The sequence below is a fragment of the Brevibacterium picturae genome (genome assembly GCF_900105045.1).
Classification (GTDB): domain Bacteria; phylum Actinomycetota; class Actinomycetes; order Actinomycetales; family Brevibacteriaceae; genus Brevibacterium; species Brevibacterium picturae.
In genome coordinates this window covers 1,582,508-1,596,349 of sequence record NZ_LT629739.1, presented here as the reverse complement: position 1 = coordinate 1,596,349, position 13,842 = coordinate 1,582,508, and the positions used below count along the sequence as shown (strand labels likewise).

The following is a 13,842-nucleotide window of genomic DNA, read 5'->3' as shown; positions in this document are numbered from 1 at the left end:
TGCGGTCGTCGCAGGAGGTGCAGGATTGTTCCAGATCTGTGTCGCCTCGTCAGCGGCGAACCTGTCCCGTGCGCGCCAGCAGGGTGACCGCCTCGGCAAAGGTTCGGGACTGTTCGGGATTGCCGCCGACGACGCGCATGTCCTGGCGATCACGGAAGTGTGCAATCGTCACGAGATCGCCTTGCACCCACTGCGAACTTGCCCCTGCCAGCTGTCCGGGGGCCGCCTGTTCGAGGACGAAGGTTCGATCGGATCCGAGGATCGAGGCTCGGGCGAATCTCTCATCCGTGGCGATGAGCATCTGCGGCTCTGGAGTGCGGTCGCCGTGGAAGTGCATGAGCAGCTTCTCGCCATCGCGGAGCATGTCGTGCGGTGGCCCGTCGGGGTGCGGCTGATGCTGCTTGTTCTGGTGGCCGAACCGGGCCTGACGCCGTCGTTCCCGGGCAGTCAGTCTGGGGTGGGTCGCATCGTAGCGGGACACTCGGACGATGGCACACGCGCGGGCGCCGAGCAGAGCGATCAGACTCACTGGCAGCGCGATGACGGCCACGGTCAGTGCAGAACCGGTCGGCTGATCCGGGAGGAAGAAGAAACTGACAGTGATGCCGAGGCCTGCGAGGAACATGACGATCATGGCTGCGAGGAAGAGTCCGTAGAGATCACGGTTGAATGCCTCGGCGATGGAGGCGAACACGAACCCGACGTTGGTCGCGGCCCAGCATAAGAAGAAGAGGGCGAGGGCAGGCAGCGGTGACGCGATGTAGTCGCCCCAGACCGTTCCCAGAGTTCCAGGGAATTCGGCGAACGAATGCCAGATGAACACCGAGGCTGTGCAGAAGGCTGCGAAGATCGGTCCCACGGACAGCACCTTGTACCAGGCCTGTCGAACGAAGCCGGTGAATGAATCGGCTGGCCTGGGAATGTGCGCGTCGGTGGCCGCGTCAGCGGTCTTCTCTGAGTCATCGTCGTCGAAGAAGACGATCGCGATGGAGTGGTAGAGGCCGAGCATGCCGAAGCACGCGGTCGCGGCGTCCTTGGGGTCGAAATCTCCGACGCGGCCGGCCCGGGGGTCGATCCCGGCGTTCGTGAGGGCGAAGACGCCCAGCATGAAGAGAGTGAGCGCGACAGCGTAGACCAGGGTCGTGCTCAACTTATGCGTTCTGAACCTCATGCTGTGATTCTTTCACTTCGGTTGGCCGCACGACGCGACGGAATGTTCCAGTTCTGTGTCGGAGTCATGCCCGGCCGGCGGCCAGGCACGAGCTGGGCCGGTGTTCAGATTCTGGCTGGGCCGGCGGCAAGCGCCAGCTTCCGTGATCCGATCAGCATCGGAATCGTCACCAGGAGGGCAAGGACGGCGACGAGAAAGCCAGCGACGGGATCGGCCGATTCAAGCCAGCCGAAGGCCATCATGATGCCGACGCCGAGGGCGAGGAAGAGAAGGAGCGAGAGGAGCGCGAGGGCGATGACCCGGCGCACGAGCATCACCAATGACAAGTACGCGAGTCCGATGTTCGTACTCGCCCAGGCCGCGGCGAAGGCTGCGAAGAAGGGCAGTGGGCTGGCGGAGAAGTCTGCCCATATGGTGCCCGGAATGCCCGTGTCGACGGCGAAGCCGCGAGCGATCAGCATTGCCAGAGACAAGCAGGCGCCCTGGACTGCTCCCATCGTCAGGATGCCGGACAGTGAATACTCGTTGAGCACCATCAGGAACGTCGGACCAGACTTCTCGCGCATCTGCCGTTCGTGCTTCGAGGACCAGCGTCCGAAGGAGATCGCGACGGAGAAGATCGAGAACAGTGCGAGGAGGGCGAAGGCGAGTCCCGGTGCAAGCGAGGGATCGGCAGTGTCGTCGGCGCGCAGCGGTTGGCCGGCGTTCATGGCCGCGAAGAGGCCGATGAGCATGGCCGCGGAGATCACACCGGTGGTGATGGTGCGGCCGAGGTGCATGGTCATTGTCGTCTGCTCCGCTGGGTCTGTTCAGGTCTCATCCTCGACCTTAGACGAGGGATCCGTCCTGATCCCATCGGCTACGCTGATTGCATGCGTGCAGGCGAAGTGTCCGAGGTCAGCCAGGACTACCTCAAGGCGATTTGGTCGGCCCAGGAATGGGGTGGGACGGCAATGACCGCGACCGAGTTGGCGAACCGTTTCGGTACCACGAAGGCCAATGTCACCGAGGTGCTCAAACGTCTCGACGAGCTCGGCCTCATCGTCCGCGTGCCCTACCGTCCACCCGTCCTCACCGCGCAGGGCGAGACGATTGCCCTGTCGATGGTGCGCCGGCACCGGCTGCTCGAGACCTTCCTCGTCGAATCCTTGGGCTATGGCTGGGACGAGGTCCACGACGAGGCTGAGATCCTCGAGCACGCGGCCTCGAATCTGCTCATCGACCGCATCGATGCGTTCCTCGGCCGCCCCCAGGCCGACCCACACGGTGACCCTATCCCGGGTCCCGATGGGCAGGTCGAGTCCCATGATTCCTCGATCCTCCTCGCCGAGGCGGGTCCCGGGACATACGAGGTCATTCGAGTCTCCGATGCCGACCCCACAGTCCTGTCCCACCTCGCCGAGGTGGGGGTGCGGCCGGGGGCGAACATTGAGGTTCTCGATCAATTGGGTGCAATCCAGATCCTGGTCGCGATCGGAGTCGACCCTACGGGGACGATGCCGGGTGGTCCGATGCCGGTCGGGATCGACCCGGCAGCCGCCTCGGCGGTGTACTTGTCAGTGAACTGAGCACACCGACGAGGACGCAGGCGTTCTCGTGGTTCTGCGGCATCAGCTGCGGCCGGCCACCTCAGCTGCGATAGGTCAGGTCAGCGAACGTGAGTACCAGCTCTGCTGCGGTTCCCGGAGAGAACCCGTCTGTGAGGACCAGTTGCGGCCACTCCTTCCACAGCTGGGTCTCGAAGGGAATCCCCGGAACGCAAGCGCGTTGCGAGATCTGCCGATTCTGCGGGTGCCAGAGGAAGGAGTCGGGGTCGATCGCCTGCAGAGAATTGAAGAGCGAGTTGTAGAGAACTGGCGTGAAGTCGATGGCGCGTGCCTGCTCGGCGGTTCTCACCCAGTCTGGTCCGGCATGGGGTTTCCCGTTCTTGATGTCTGCGAGCGCGAGTCCCTTGTAGCTGGCCGGCAGCGCCTGAGGCGAGTGACTGAGGAGAGCGCGGGCCCATTGGAGGGACTCTTCTGATGAGAATCCTGGCCAGCTTTCGTTGGTTTCACGTGTCATGACGGCACCGTTTTCTCGGGAGCGCGTCGCCCCCGGATCGAATCTTGCCGATGCCACGTGGCATCGGCCCGTTCTTTCCCTGGGGCACCCGGTCGATGACGGGTTGCCGCGTGGCCGGCCAGGTACCGATGGCCACGACTCGTGAACGTGTGAACAATCCTACTCGTCCGTCCTGACACGGGACTGGACCGACTGCACCGGCGTCGTTTTGGCACTTCACGACAATGGCCCGGATCTGCAGCCGTGCAGATCCGGGCCACCGAGCGATTCGATCTCGTCAGTCTGCTGGAGGCACGAACTCAAAGACGGCTCCGAGACCGTTGTCGGGGTGGTAGTTCCATGACACGGTAAAGGTGTCCCAGTCAGAAGTCTGCGTTCCATCGAGTGCCCGAGTCTGGCCCATCCGAGAGGTGACCGAGTCAGGCATGTCGAGCCCAACTCCGACGCAGTGCAGATCAGTGACGTCAGGTCCGTCGTACTCACCGACACCGTCGAAGGTGATGCTCATTTCGTCTGAACTGAGAAACGCGCCGTCGGCCGAATCCAGCGAGCAGACCTCGTAGACTTCGGCAATCAGATCTGCTTGTGCTGCTTGTTCACTTGATTCCACTGCAGCATTGATTCCGACGATTCCTCCGACAAACCCGGCACCGATGACCACTCCGCCGAGGCCGAACCAGATGTGACGCCTGGACTTTCGTGGACCATCGGGGAAGGGGACATGTGGCTTGAACTGTGGCTTCTGAGGGAAGTTCTCGTTGTTCTGATGAAATGGCGGAGTCGGGGGCGCGGTCGTCATTCTGTGTCGGGCTTTCTACTGGAGCGGCAAGCATCTGGGTAGCTTGCTTCCATCACTCGGCAAGGTGTTGTTGTTTATAATTAAACTTCATTCGAAGTTCCCAATCAAGCTGGACGCTTGTGATGAGGGCCGCTTCACAGTTTCCGACGGTTGGAGCGTCGCGACCGGAGCCGAAACGCACGGCGGCCCGGACCAATGCTTCTGCTATTGGACCGGGCCGCCGTGATGAACGGAGCGAATCAGCCGAAGAACGTGCGCAGGGTGAGGACGCCGATGGCGCCGATGGTTGCAGCAGCGGGCAGGGTGATGACCCAGGCCATGGCGATCGGTTTCATCAGCTTCCAGTTCGCCGAGCGGTTGACCAGCCCCACGCCGATGATCGCACCGATGAGGATGTGGGTGGAGGAGACGGGCAGGCCGCTGACCGAGGCCGCCATCACGACGCCCGCGGCGGCGAGTTCGGCGGCGAAGCCGGATGCCGGGTGGATCTCCGTGAGCTTGGTCCCGACCGTGGCGATGACCTTGCGGCCGATGAACCAGAGGCCGGCGATGAGGGCGATCCCGCAGGTGAGCATGGCGGCAAAGGGGACGGTCGCCTCGGAGCTGATGGTGCCGGTCTTGAGTACGTCGAGGACGGCGGCGAAGGGTCCGATCGCGTTTGCGATGTCGTTGGAGCCGTGGCTGAAGGCGAAGGCGGAGGCGGTGAACACCTGCATCCAGGAGAAGAGGATGTAGGTCGCGCGGGGAACGGTCTGCTTGCGCAGGGTCTTGGCGAAGACGAAGACCGCCATCCACACGGCGAGGCCGATCATCGCCATGACGAGGACGCCGCCGACTGTGCTGATCCCCACCTCGAGGTTCTTCAGGCCCTTGAACAGGAGCATCGCGGTGATGACGACAGCGGCACCGGCGGCGATGAGTGGAACCCAACGCTGCAGCGTGGAGTGCGAGCCGATACTCGCGTCGGTTGAGGTCGCGGCATCGCGTTCGATGTCCATTTCGGCCTCAGCAGCATGATTGTCGCCGCCGGTCGGGGCCAGCATGTGCGGTTTCAGGGTCTGTGACAGGGCATCGCCGAGGACGTGCTTCTTGATCGCGCCGTAGATGAGGAAGGAGACGAGGCCGCCGAGCGCGGGTGAGAGGATCCAGGAGATCGCGATCATGCCGACCTCCGACCACTGCACCATGGCGAAGCCTCCGGCGCCGGTGACGAAGCCGATGGTCAGGGAGGCGCCGATGATGCCGCCGATGATCGAATGCGTGGTCGAGACCGGCCAGCCCATGCGGGTGGCGATCAGCAGCCATACTGCCGCGCCGAGGAGGGCGGCCATCATGATGTAGACGAACTCCATCGGGTCGAGGGAGACTGCGCCGAGGTCGACGATTCCGCTCTTGATGGTGTCGGTGACCTCGCCGCCGGCCAGCAGTGCACCGCTGACTTCGAAGACTGCCGCGACGAGGAGGGCCTGCTTCATCGTCAAGGTGCCTGCGCCCACCGAGGTGCCGAAGGCATTCGCCACATCGTTGCCTCCGATATTGAAGGCCATGAACGCGCCGAAGATGATTGTCGTGATCAGCACCATGCGCGGTGCGCCCTGGCTGACATAGCCGAACGACCACAGGGTGAAGGCGATGAGACTGATCGCGAGCAGCAGGCCGAAGGCCAGGTGCCAGCGGCGATCATTGCTGCGACCGACAGTGTGTGCCGGTGTGAAGGTCTCTGAGGCCAGAGCCTGGGTCATGCGCGTCTCCTAGCGAGGATCATGAGATGTATTTCCACCTGTCTCCAATGATTCGCACTCTGGATGTCCGCAAGGTTAAGGGAAAGGTGAACGGCAGATGAATACGTGCATCGCTACCGAGGAACAGTAGATGCACAGTAGTTGTAGTTTGCCCGGCGTTCACATAAAGTTCCAGGTCAGATGGTATTCGCGGATCGGCGCTCGCCGACCAGGCAGTCCTCGCTGCCGGGCAGATTTCGAGTTGTGATGATGGACACGCGGGCACGAGTGCTCGTGCCCGCGTGTGATGTGAGCCTCCGTTCTCGGCCTGAGTCGTAGGCCGAGAACGGAGCCTCAGCCTCGGCGTCGGGGCAGATTCCACCGCGGTTGGGGCTGGGACGCCTTGGCGTGCTGCGGCATGAATCCGCGTTCGGCCTGCAGATGGCCCTTGTCATGACTCTTCGCCTTGGCCTCAGGATCGACTCCTGGGATCGAGGCCTCGAGCTTCTTAGCCGCCCGGTCACCGCCGACGATGGGGAGCTCGCCTGTGATCACGGGTTTCTCCGCGATGGTGGGAATCTCTCCGGTGGCGGCCGGAATGGTTGGATTCTTGTGGTCCTTGTCGTTGTGCATGGTGTTTTCCTTCTCCTGTGGTTTCCTGTTCTGCTTCTGTGCAGCTGAGGGATTTTTGGTGGTGGTCTTGGCAGTGGTGCTCAGGGCTGAGTACAGTCCGGCCCACTGGTCTGGATTGAGGTCTCGTGGCAAGGTGTCTCCTCTGAAGTCGTTGCGGTCCATGGTCGAGTGCAGCGTGGCGCGGTCAGTGAGATTCATTGTTGTGAGAATTCCTTTCATTCCACGTCCGCGCCCGGTGAAGGCTGCGCGGACGAACTGCTGGTAATCGGACCTGTGCCGCTTGGGCACGAGGCTGGTCGTCAAGCGATCGATGGTGAGGATTCCACCGTCGACGCTGGGTTTCGGTGTGAAGGCGTGTGCTGGTACGCGTTCGATGAGGCGGAAGTCGAACCAGGGGGCCCATTGGGCAGTCATCATGGTCGAGCCGCCGACACCGGCGCGCTTGCGAGCCACTTCCCATTGCGTGAGCAGGATGGCGTTCTGCCATTTCTTGGCGTGAAGGATTCTGCGCAGAATGGGTGTGGTCAGGTGGAACGGCAGGCTGCCGACGATCACCGGCTGATCGAGTCGGGATGTCAGAACATCTGCGTGCCTGATTTGGGCGCGGGGGAATGAGTGCTCAAGGTGTCTGATCCTCGTCTCGTCGAGTTCCACGAGCGTGAGCGGTCTGCCGAGTCTGTACAGCTGAGCAGTCACCGCGCCGGTGCCGGGGCCGATCTCCAGGATGGGGCCGGTGGTGGCGCGGGTCAGGTTCGCGATCGTGTGCAGGGTTGCGTCTGAGTGCAGGAAGTTCTGGCCGAGTTCGTGTCGGCCGCCGAATGATGAATGAGGTCGCATGGGCGCGCTCCGGAAGTGAAGAAGGGAGCACCCAAGGCAGCGCAACGAGCGGTGACTGACGAGTCAGAGGATTGCGGCTTCGCCCCGGATGCAGATGAGTGTCCGGGTCGACAACGCGCTGCTACAGATCCTGCTCAATCGGCTCGGCGGTGGCAGGTCCGGCGACGGACCAATGCCGCCGATCACACGATGAAGTCAGCGGATCACAGAAAGAGAATCGAGCGCGCTGTCAGGCGCGGCGATTGCGAATGTAGAAGCTGAGCGCTGTCATTGCGCCGCGATTTAATGTTCCCATGCTGAATAAGATAGCACGCGGCTGTGCCGGTCAGCCAGGGTTTCTCCGAATTCATCGGAATTCTGGTCGAGGAGCTCAGCACCCGGATCGGCTCAGTTCGCCGAGGCGGCGGCTTCGACGTTGAGCTGCCAGGAGACTCCGTAGCGGTCGTTGACCCACCCGAATGTGCCGAAGCCGTAGTCGCCCTTCGGCATGAGGGCCTGGCCTCCGGAGGCCAGGCCCTCCCAGAGATGGTCGAACTCCTCAGCGGAACCGACGCGGATGAACAGCGACATCGACGGAGTGAAGTCGAATTGGTGCTGCACCGAGCTGTCGATGATGTTGACCTGGTGGTTCGCGATGGCGAAGGTCGCGAGCCGGATCTTCCCATCCATCTCCGGAGTCTCTTGCCCATAGCGGTCGACGAAGACCGTCGCACCGTCGAAGAGTTCGACGTAGAAGTTCATGGCCTCTTCGGCCGATCCGTTCTGAAACATGAGGAAGGGGGTGATCGAACGCGTATCCGCCATGGTGGTTCCTATCGCCGAGGTGGCCGTATCCTATTCGATGACTTCGCCGCTGATGACGTCGTCGCCACCATCCTCAGGTGGCCTGCGGTGCGGATCCTGTCGGATGGCCTGCGCTGTCTTGTGCAGTCGCCAGCCGAGCGCGACGAGGGCGATGCCGACGAGGACAATGAAGGCCGCGAGAGTGAAGATGAGCGCGGTGATGCCGGCGTCGGGCGCAAAGAGGAAGAAGCCGCCGAGGATGATTCCGACAACGCCGATGAGTGTCAGCACCCACCACGTCCGCACACCCATGCTGCGAATGAACAGAGAGGCGGTGACGGCGAGGAAGCTGAAGAAGATGATGGCGAACCCGGTCAGTATGGTGACGAAGGCCGCGAAGAACATGGGTGAGAAGAAGATCAGCGCGCCCAGCAGGATCAGCAGAACGGACCGGGCCACCAGGCTTCCCGAGCGCCCGCCCTTCGGGGCGAGGACGAAGGAGGACACGGCGATGACGGCCAGCCAGACAGCGAAGATGCGCACAACCACCTCGGCGGTGGCACCGGGCCACACCATCATCAGGAGCCCCACGAGGAAGGCGATGACTCCGTTGACGATGACTGTTCGGCTGGTGCGCTTCAGGTCCATGACTCCAGCGTAGTCATGCGGGATGGAAAGTCGCTGAGCACTCAGACCTTGCCTCCTTCGTCTGTTCCGTCTTCGTTCGGGACTGTCGTCTGTTCGCCGTCCCCGGCTGGACCAGTCTCAGCTGGCGCATTCCCAGCTGGATCAGTCGCAGCTGGGACCGTCTCCGGTTCCGTCAGCTTCACCGAGGCGGCCAGTGCCCGCATCATCTCGTCGAGGTCGGCCGAGGTCTGCGCTGCGTCGCCCTCGCCTGTGGCACCCGTAGTGTCCGCTGGGGCAGCCGCAGCGGGCACTGCATCCGAGCCGCTGGCGCCCCCAGCGCTGCTGCTTGCCTTGGCGGCACTGCCTGCGGCGGGAGTGTTTCCTTCGAGGAAGCGCAGGAGCTCTACGGGGAAGGGCAGAACCAGTGTCGAATTCCGCTCGGCGGCAACTTCGACGATGGTCTGCAGCAGACGCAGCTGGAGGGCCGAGGGCGTGTCCGCCATTGCCTCCGCAGCTTGTGCCAGCTTGTTCGAGGCCTGGAGTTCGCCGTCGGCGATGATCACGCGTGAGCGGCGTTCTCGTTCGGCTTCGGCCTGGCGTGACATCGATCGCTTCATCGACTCGGGCAGAGCGACGTCCTTGATCTCGACGCGGTCGATGTGGACACCCCAGTCAACGGCTGGGTTGTCGATCATGATGGCCAAGCCCTGGTTGAGGCGCTCCCGGTTCGTGAGCAGATCGTCGAGTTCGCTTTGGCCGATGATCGAGCGCAGAGACGTCTGCGCGACCTGCCCGACGGCGAGCTGATAGTTCTCGACATCGACGATGGCACGCCTGGGATCGACGACCTTGAAGTAGATGACCGCATCGACCCGGACCGTGACATTGTCGCGGGTGATGCCTTCCTGCGCTGGGATCGGCATGGTGATGATCTGGAGGTTGACCTTCTCCAGTTTGTCCACGAACGGGACGATGGCCGTCATGCCCGGCTGCTTCGCTTCGCTGGTGACCCGCCCCAGCCGGAACACGACACCGCGCTCATACTGTTTGACGATCCTCAGGCTGTTTCCGGCGCCGATGGCCCCGAGCACGATCAGCCCGAAGATGATGTAGAGGATGAACATCTGAATCGCCTCCTTCGACGATTGCCTGTCCATTCAAGATTAGCACCGGATTCGTCAGATGAATCCGGTTCGGTTACAATGCCGAGCCGAAGTTCGGGAAAGGTCCAAGAAGCGGGAACGCTTCAACAAGCGAGAAGGCTTCAAGAAGTCGGCGCAGTTTCCCGCTCACGCGCCAGCAGACGCTTCCCTGCCGGATAGGCATCCAGTGAGCGCGGGAGCCGGAGACGACGACCCGAGGCGTACGTGGCGATGACCGTTCCGGTGTCGGGTCGGTTCGGGCCGATGCCGTGGGCCTCGACTCCGATTCTGCGCAGGGTCTGCTTCGCCACCGGAATCGGGGAGTCGAAGAGCGTGATCGCTCCGGCCCGAGCGGCCATGATCCGCTCGGCGACCAGACCATAGTGGGTGCAGCCGAGCACGATGGTCTCCATACCGGGGTCCATCTGGGCCAGGGCCGCATCGATGGCGGCGTCGATGGTGGGCAGGTCGGCGGCATTGATCGCCTCGGCGAGGCCCGGGCATGCCACCTTGGACACGGCCACCTCGGCGGCGAAGGTGTCGATGAGGTTCTGCTGGTAGGCGCTGCCCGTCGTAGCCGGGGTCGCCCAGATGGCGAAGTCCTGCCCGGTCCCGGCCGCCATCTTCACGGCCGGGACGGTGCCGATGACGGGAATGTCGGGTTCGTAGCGGGCGCGCACAGCTTCGAGGGCCTGGACAGATGCGGTGTTGCAGGCGATGACGATCGCATCGGGATTCCACTCGGCGAGCACCGCTGCCGAGTTCAGGGCCCGGGCCTCGAGCGCTTCGGGACTGAGGCTGCCGTACGGGGTGAAATCCGGGTCCATCGCCAGGATCAGGTCCGCGTGCGGAGCCAGGTGGAACAGCGCATCGGCGGTGCCGAGCAGCCCGAGTCCGGAATCGAGCAGACCGATACGCGTCATGAATCCTCTTTCGGGTAGGCGAATTCTCTGATTTCCTTCAAGTGCGCCTTCGTCAGGCCCTGCGCGAATTCAGGAGCAATGAGTTTGAGCCGGTTCGCCGGATAGTGCTCGACGAAGTAATCGTGCGTATCCGGTGCTGCGAGATCGTCGTCGATCCAGACGGCCCGACCGTGTTCGTGCTCCGCGAGCCAGTCCTCCATGGCGCGGGCCTTCCACCACAGGTGTGGGTCGTTGGCGTATCGGTTGTGGCTCGCATCGGGCATCTCGATGACCTCGAAGGAGTTGCGCAGACCGAACTTCGGCTCCAACTCGGTTTTGCACCGCTCGGACCAGGTCGACAGCCACACGATGTCGACATCATGGGTTTCGACGAGACGATCGAAGAAGGCGATGACCGCGGGCTTGTAGTGCAGCTCGTAATGCCAGGCCTGCAGCTTCTTGCGTCCCTCGGTCATGATGCGCAGCTTGGGCACCGGGTAGGAGTTGAGCACTCCGTCGACGTCGAGGAAGACAGTGACATGCCGTGCTTGTCGACGTGCCGGTGTCGGCGAGGCGGATGCAGCTGCCATTGTTCCTTCCTGGGGAGTCGAGTTCCGGTTAGTCTGAGAACAGACGGCGTCGGCCTGGGACGGGCCGACGAGTTCCAAGAATACCGCTCGAAACTGAAGAAGGACGAGCACCCTATGTACACGGAGATGCGCATCCCCAAGCTCCGCGCTTCGCTGTGGTCGTCGGCCCCCGACACCCGCCCGACATCGGCCCTCGCCGAGGTGGCTGTGAGCGTCCCGTCCGAGCCTTCCCTCATCGTGCCCGATGGCTGCATGGATCTCATCGTCATCGATTCCCGCGTCGTCATCGCTGGAGCAGACTCCACCGCAAGAACCTTCCATTCTGCGTCGACGAGTGGTGCAGCGGATCCGGTCGTGGGTCTGCGCTTCGACCCCGGAGTGCTCCCGCAGCTGCTGGCCACCTCGGCGGCCGAACTCGCCGACACAGTGACCCCTCTCGATGCTGTGATGACTGCAGGCAGCCGCGCAATCATCGCCGAACTCGGACCTGGCGTCGAGCAGCGGCAGCTGGTGGACATCGCCGAGATGCTGACGGCTCGGGCCGACATCGACTCGACGCCGCTTCAGCTGGCGGGTCTGCTGGGCGTGCGTGCGGAATCACCAGCGCCGGACATCGCCGAGGTGGCCGCACAGTTCGCCTACTCACCCAGACAGCTGCGGAGGCTGTCTTCCGCATGGTTCGGCTACGGACCCAAGCACCTGTCGAAGGTCCTGCGCTGGCAGGCCGCGCGCGCACTCATCGACGCAGGTTCCACCCGCACAGCGGCCGCAACGGCGACGGGTTACGCCGATGCAGCCCATCTGTGGAGAGACGAGAAGTCACTGCTGGGCCGGTGAACCCAGTGCTGCGAAGAGATCGACATAGTTGTCGTCGGGATCGGAGACCACGGCGTACCTCTGGCCCCAGAACGCGTCCCACGGTTCGTGGACGACTCCGGCCACGGGATCTGAACCGGCACCACCGGCACTACCGGCAGTGAGCTGGGCAAAAGTCGTATCAACCGCCTCGGCGGTGGTGCAGTCGAAGGCCAGGGACATCTTGTGGCCACCGGTCGGCCAGGTCCATTCGGGATCGATGCTGAGCATGACCGCCTCAGTATCGAGGAGCAGGCGGAGGCTGCCCGAGGAGAACTCCGTGTGCGGAGCATCCGCGCCGCCGTCGACGAGGTCGAGGCCGAGCGAAGAGTAGAACTGCACTGCTGCGGACATGTCTGCGGTGATGATTGAGATCGCGTCGAGTTTCATGTTCTCAGGCTATGGGCACGAGGCCCGGTCGAGCATGAACAGAACGGCCATCTTCCCGCAGAATCACCATTCCTCCGATAGCGTGACTCCTGCGACCAAACACAATCACGCATCACGGGAGGAGCGAGTTGTGGGGCACGATGCCGTACTCACCAGTTCGCAGATCTTCGACGCTGACGTCGAGGACTGGCGGCAGTTGGCAGGGCCGATCAGGGCCAGATTCAGAACCGACGAATTCGGCCAAGGTCTGGCCTTCGTCAACGCGATCGGGGAGGCAGTAGAACTGTCGAACCATGCCCCCGACATCACTCTGACGAAGACCGGTGTCACCGTGACTGTGAGCAGTCATGACGTCGGCGGTGTGACCGACCGGGATATCACTCTCGCTCGAAAGATCAGCACGATCGCCGCTGAAGCGGGCCTGACTGCTGACACCGCAAGCCTGATGCAGGCCGAATTCGCTCTCGACACGAATTCAAGTGATCGAGTGTCTGACTTCTACGCGGCACTCCTCGGCGGTCAACCTGCGGGAGTGCATGCGGGTGGTGACCTCGTCGACCCAACTGGTCAGATGAATACGCTGCTGTGGTGGCAGAGGCCACGAGACGACAGCCAGTTCCCTCTGCCGGAGTCAGCCGTCCCGCAGAGTTGGCATCTCGATGTCTGGGTGAGCCATGACGAGGCCGAAGGGCGGATTGCTGCAGCTATCGCTGCGGGCGGCCACCTCGTCAGCGACACAGCTGCTCCGTCCTATTGGGTTCTCGAGGATCCCGACGGCAACCGAGCCTGCATCTGCGCGCCGATGGTCCACTGAGTGATCAGTCGGCTTCGGCGAGATATTCCCCGAGGATGCTGCGGATGCCCTCGGGGATCGGCGAGGGCTTGCCGGTCTCCCGGTCGATGTGGACGAGGACGACGTCGGAGTTGAACACCTTCTGGCCGCTCTGGTCACCGCGCGTGTGGACGGTGAAGGAGGTGTTGCCGATCCTCTTGATAGTCACCGTCATTGTGAGTTCGGGGCCGTACATGACGGGGAGCAGGTAGTCGATCGACTGGTTGGCGACGAGCATGCCACCGCCGGTCAAACTCCCGGCCTTGGCCTCGTGGAGCCACCTGATGCGGCACTCCTCGATGAGGGTGATCATGCGGGCATTGTTCACATGACCCAGCAGATCCTGATCGGACCAGCGAACCTCTGGGGAATACTCGAATGTCTTCACGGACAACCTTTCGACTCATCTGCTTCGGAGACTCTCCACCTCCGACTATGGGACGCTACCAGGGCGACCGGACGATCCAGATCACCGGGACCTCTTATCGTCGGGTGCGGC

15 protein-coding genes, 1 pseudogene and 1 riboswitch are annotated in these 13,842 nt (G+C 63.0%); of the genes and pseudogenes, 3 read left to right on the top strand and 13 right to left on the bottom strand.

What is annotated here, in order from left to right; translation table 11 throughout:
• Positions 1–49: 49 nt before the first annotated feature.
• Both BLT92_RS07500 and BLT92_RS07495 read right to left on the bottom strand, forming a co-directional pair.
• Positions 50–1,171, bottom strand: a complete 1,122-nt coding sequence (locus tag BLT92_RS07500) for a hypothetical protein (RefSeq protein WP_157691382.1) — start codon at positions 1,169–1,171, stop codon at positions 50–52.
• Between the two features lie 104 nt (positions 1,172–1,275).
• Complete coding sequence (locus BLT92_RS07495) at positions 1,276–1,956, bottom strand: hypothetical protein (protein ID WP_092104506.1); 681 nt, start codon at positions 1,954–1,956, stop codon at positions 1,276–1,278.
• A gap of 87 nt (positions 1,957–2,043) precedes the next feature.
• Here BLT92_RS07495 and BLT92_RS07490 point away from each other — a divergent pair, with 87 nt between their 5' ends.
• Entirely contained in the window at positions 2,044–2,739 is a 696-nt protein-coding gene (locus BLT92_RS07490; protein WP_092104504.1) for a metal-dependent transcriptional regulator, read from the top strand.
• Between the two features lie 61 nt (positions 2,740–2,800).
• On the opposite strand, the gene BLT92_RS20390 is transcribed toward BLT92_RS07490, so the two are convergent.
• The 9 genes and pseudogenes from BLT92_RS20390 to BLT92_RS07450 all read right to left on the bottom strand — a co-directional run bounded on the left by BLT92_RS20390 (position 2,801) and on the right by BLT92_RS07450 (position 11,266).
• Positions 2,801–3,232, bottom strand: a complete 432-nt coding sequence (locus BLT92_RS20390; protein ID WP_157691381.1) for a hypothetical protein — start codon at positions 3,230–3,232, stop codon at positions 2,801–2,803.
• 35 nt (positions 3,233–3,267) lie between these two features.
• Positions 3,268–3,379, bottom strand: a riboswitch (SAM riboswitch).
• A gap of 130 nt (positions 3,380–3,509) precedes the next feature.
• Positions 3,510–4,031 carry a hypothetical protein gene (locus BLT92_RS07485; RefSeq protein WP_092104502.1) on the bottom strand — a complete coding sequence of 174 codons (522 nt, stop codon included), beginning with the start codon at positions 4,029–4,031 and terminating at the stop codon, positions 3,510–3,512.
• A 239-nt stretch (positions 4,032–4,270) separates the two neighbouring features.
• A complete protein-coding gene (locus BLT92_RS07480; protein ID WP_092104500.1) occupies positions 4,271–5,773 on the bottom strand; it encodes an inorganic phosphate transporter in 1,503 nt (500 codons plus the stop codon).
• Between the two features lie 696 nt (positions 5,774–6,469).
• A pseudogene (erm, locus tag BLT92_RS07475) lies at positions 6,470–7,222 on the bottom strand (23S ribosomal RNA methyltransferase Erm); the annotation flags it as partial.
• 387 nt (positions 7,223–7,609) lie between these two features.
• Complete coding sequence (locus BLT92_RS07470; protein ID WP_092104496.1) at positions 7,610–8,026, bottom strand: VOC family protein; 417 nt, start codon at positions 8,024–8,026, stop codon at positions 7,610–7,612.
• 30 nt (positions 8,027–8,056) lie between these two features.
• Positions 8,057–8,653 carry an HdeD family acid-resistance protein gene (locus BLT92_RS07465; protein ID WP_092104494.1) on the bottom strand — a complete coding sequence of 199 codons (597 nt, stop codon included), beginning with the start codon at positions 8,651–8,653 and terminating at the stop codon, positions 8,057–8,059.
• Positions 8,654–8,694: 41 nt separating this feature from the next.
• A complete protein-coding gene (locus BLT92_RS07460; RefSeq protein ID WP_231939081.1) occupies positions 8,695–9,789 on the bottom strand; it encodes a slipin family protein in 1,095 nt (364 codons plus the stop codon).
• A gap of 107 nt (positions 9,790–9,896) precedes the next feature.
• The gene (locus BLT92_RS07455; RefSeq protein WP_092104492.1) at positions 9,897–10,697 is read right to left on the bottom strand and encodes a glutamate racemase; all 801 of its coding nucleotides are present in this window, start codon (positions 10,695–10,697) and stop codon (positions 9,897–9,899) included.
• A complete protein-coding gene (locus tag BLT92_RS07450) occupies positions 10,694–11,266 on the bottom strand; it encodes an HAD domain-containing protein (RefSeq protein WP_092104490.1) in 573 nt (190 codons plus the stop codon). Before BLT92_RS07450 ends, BLT92_RS07455 begins: the two co-directional genes overlap by 4 nt.
• 114 nt (positions 11,267–11,380) lie before the next feature.
• On the opposite strand from BLT92_RS07450, the gene BLT92_RS07445 reads away from it, so the two are divergent.
• Positions 11,381–12,103: a helix-turn-helix domain-containing protein gene (locus tag BLT92_RS07445; RefSeq protein WP_157691380.1), complete on the top strand. Its 723-nt coding sequence runs from the start codon at positions 11,381–11,383 to the stop codon at positions 12,101–12,103.
• Here BLT92_RS07445 and BLT92_RS07440 read toward each other — a convergent pair.
• Positions 12,086–12,511, bottom strand: coding sequence for a VOC family protein (locus BLT92_RS07440; protein WP_092104486.1), 426 nt, complete (start codon positions 12,509–12,511; stop codon positions 12,086–12,088). The two genes, BLT92_RS07445 and BLT92_RS07440, sit on opposite strands and share 18 nt — an antisense overlap.
• Before the next feature lie 130 nt (positions 12,512–12,641).
• Between BLT92_RS07440 and BLT92_RS07435 the strand changes: the two genes are divergently transcribed.
• The gene (locus BLT92_RS07435) at positions 12,642–13,325 is read left to right on the top strand and encodes a 4a-hydroxytetrahydrobiopterin dehydratase (protein WP_231939080.1); all 684 of its coding nucleotides are present in this window, start codon (positions 12,642–12,644) and stop codon (positions 13,323–13,325) included.
• Positions 13,326–13,329: 4 nt separating this feature from the next.
• Here BLT92_RS07435 and BLT92_RS07430 read toward each other — a convergent pair whose 3' ends face one another.
• A complete protein-coding gene (locus BLT92_RS07430) occupies positions 13,330–13,731 on the bottom strand; it encodes an acyl-CoA thioesterase (protein ID WP_092108940.1) in 402 nt (133 codons plus the stop codon).
• Positions 13,732–13,842 lie beyond the last annotated feature (111 nt).

Coding starts and splice junctions, on each gene's coding strand:
- BLT92_RS07500 (WP_157691382.1), bottom strand. CDS start 1,171: ATGAGGTTCAGAACGCATAAGTTGAGCACGACCCTGGTCTACGCTGTC.
- BLT92_RS07495 (WP_092104506.1), bottom strand. CDS start 1,956: ATGACCATGCACCTCGGCCGCACCATCACCACCGGTGTGATCTCCGCG.
- BLT92_RS07490 (WP_092104504.1), top strand. CDS start 2,044: ATGCGTGCAGGCGAAGTGTCCGAGGTCAGCCAGGACTACCTCAAGGCG.
- BLT92_RS20390 (WP_157691381.1), bottom strand. CDS start 3,232: ATGACACGTGAAACCAACGAAAGCTGGCCAGGATTCTCATCAGAAGAG.
- BLT92_RS07485 (WP_092104502.1), bottom strand. CDS start 4,031: ATGACGACCGCGCCCCCGACTCCGCCATTTCATCAGAACAACGAGAAC.
- BLT92_RS07480 (WP_092104500.1), bottom strand. CDS start 5,773: ATGACCCAGGCTCTGGCCTCAGAGACCTTCACACCGGCACACACTGTC.
- BLT92_RS07470 (WP_092104496.1), bottom strand. CDS start 8,026: ATGGCGGATACGCGTTCGATCACCCCCTTCCTCATGTTTCAGAACGGA.
- BLT92_RS07465 (WP_092104494.1), bottom strand. CDS start 8,653: ATGGACCTGAAGCGCACCAGCCGAACAGTCATCGTCAACGGAGTCATC.
- BLT92_RS07460 (WP_231939081.1), bottom strand. CDS start 9,789: ATGGACAGGCAATCGTCGAAGGAGGCGATTCAGATGTTCATCCTCTAC.
- BLT92_RS07455 (WP_092104492.1), bottom strand. CDS start 10,697: ATGACGCGTATCGGTCTGCTCGATTCCGGACTCGGGCTGCTCGGCACC.
- BLT92_RS07450 (WP_092104490.1), bottom strand. CDS start 11,266: ATGGCAGCTGCATCCGCCTCGCCGACACCGGCACGTCGACAAGCACGG.
- BLT92_RS07445 (WP_157691380.1), top strand. CDS start 11,381: ATGTACACGGAGATGCGCATCCCCAAGCTCCGCGCTTCGCTGTGGTCG.
- BLT92_RS07440 (WP_092104486.1), bottom strand. CDS start 12,511: ATGAAACTCGACGCGATCTCAATCATCACCGCAGACATGTCCGCAGCA.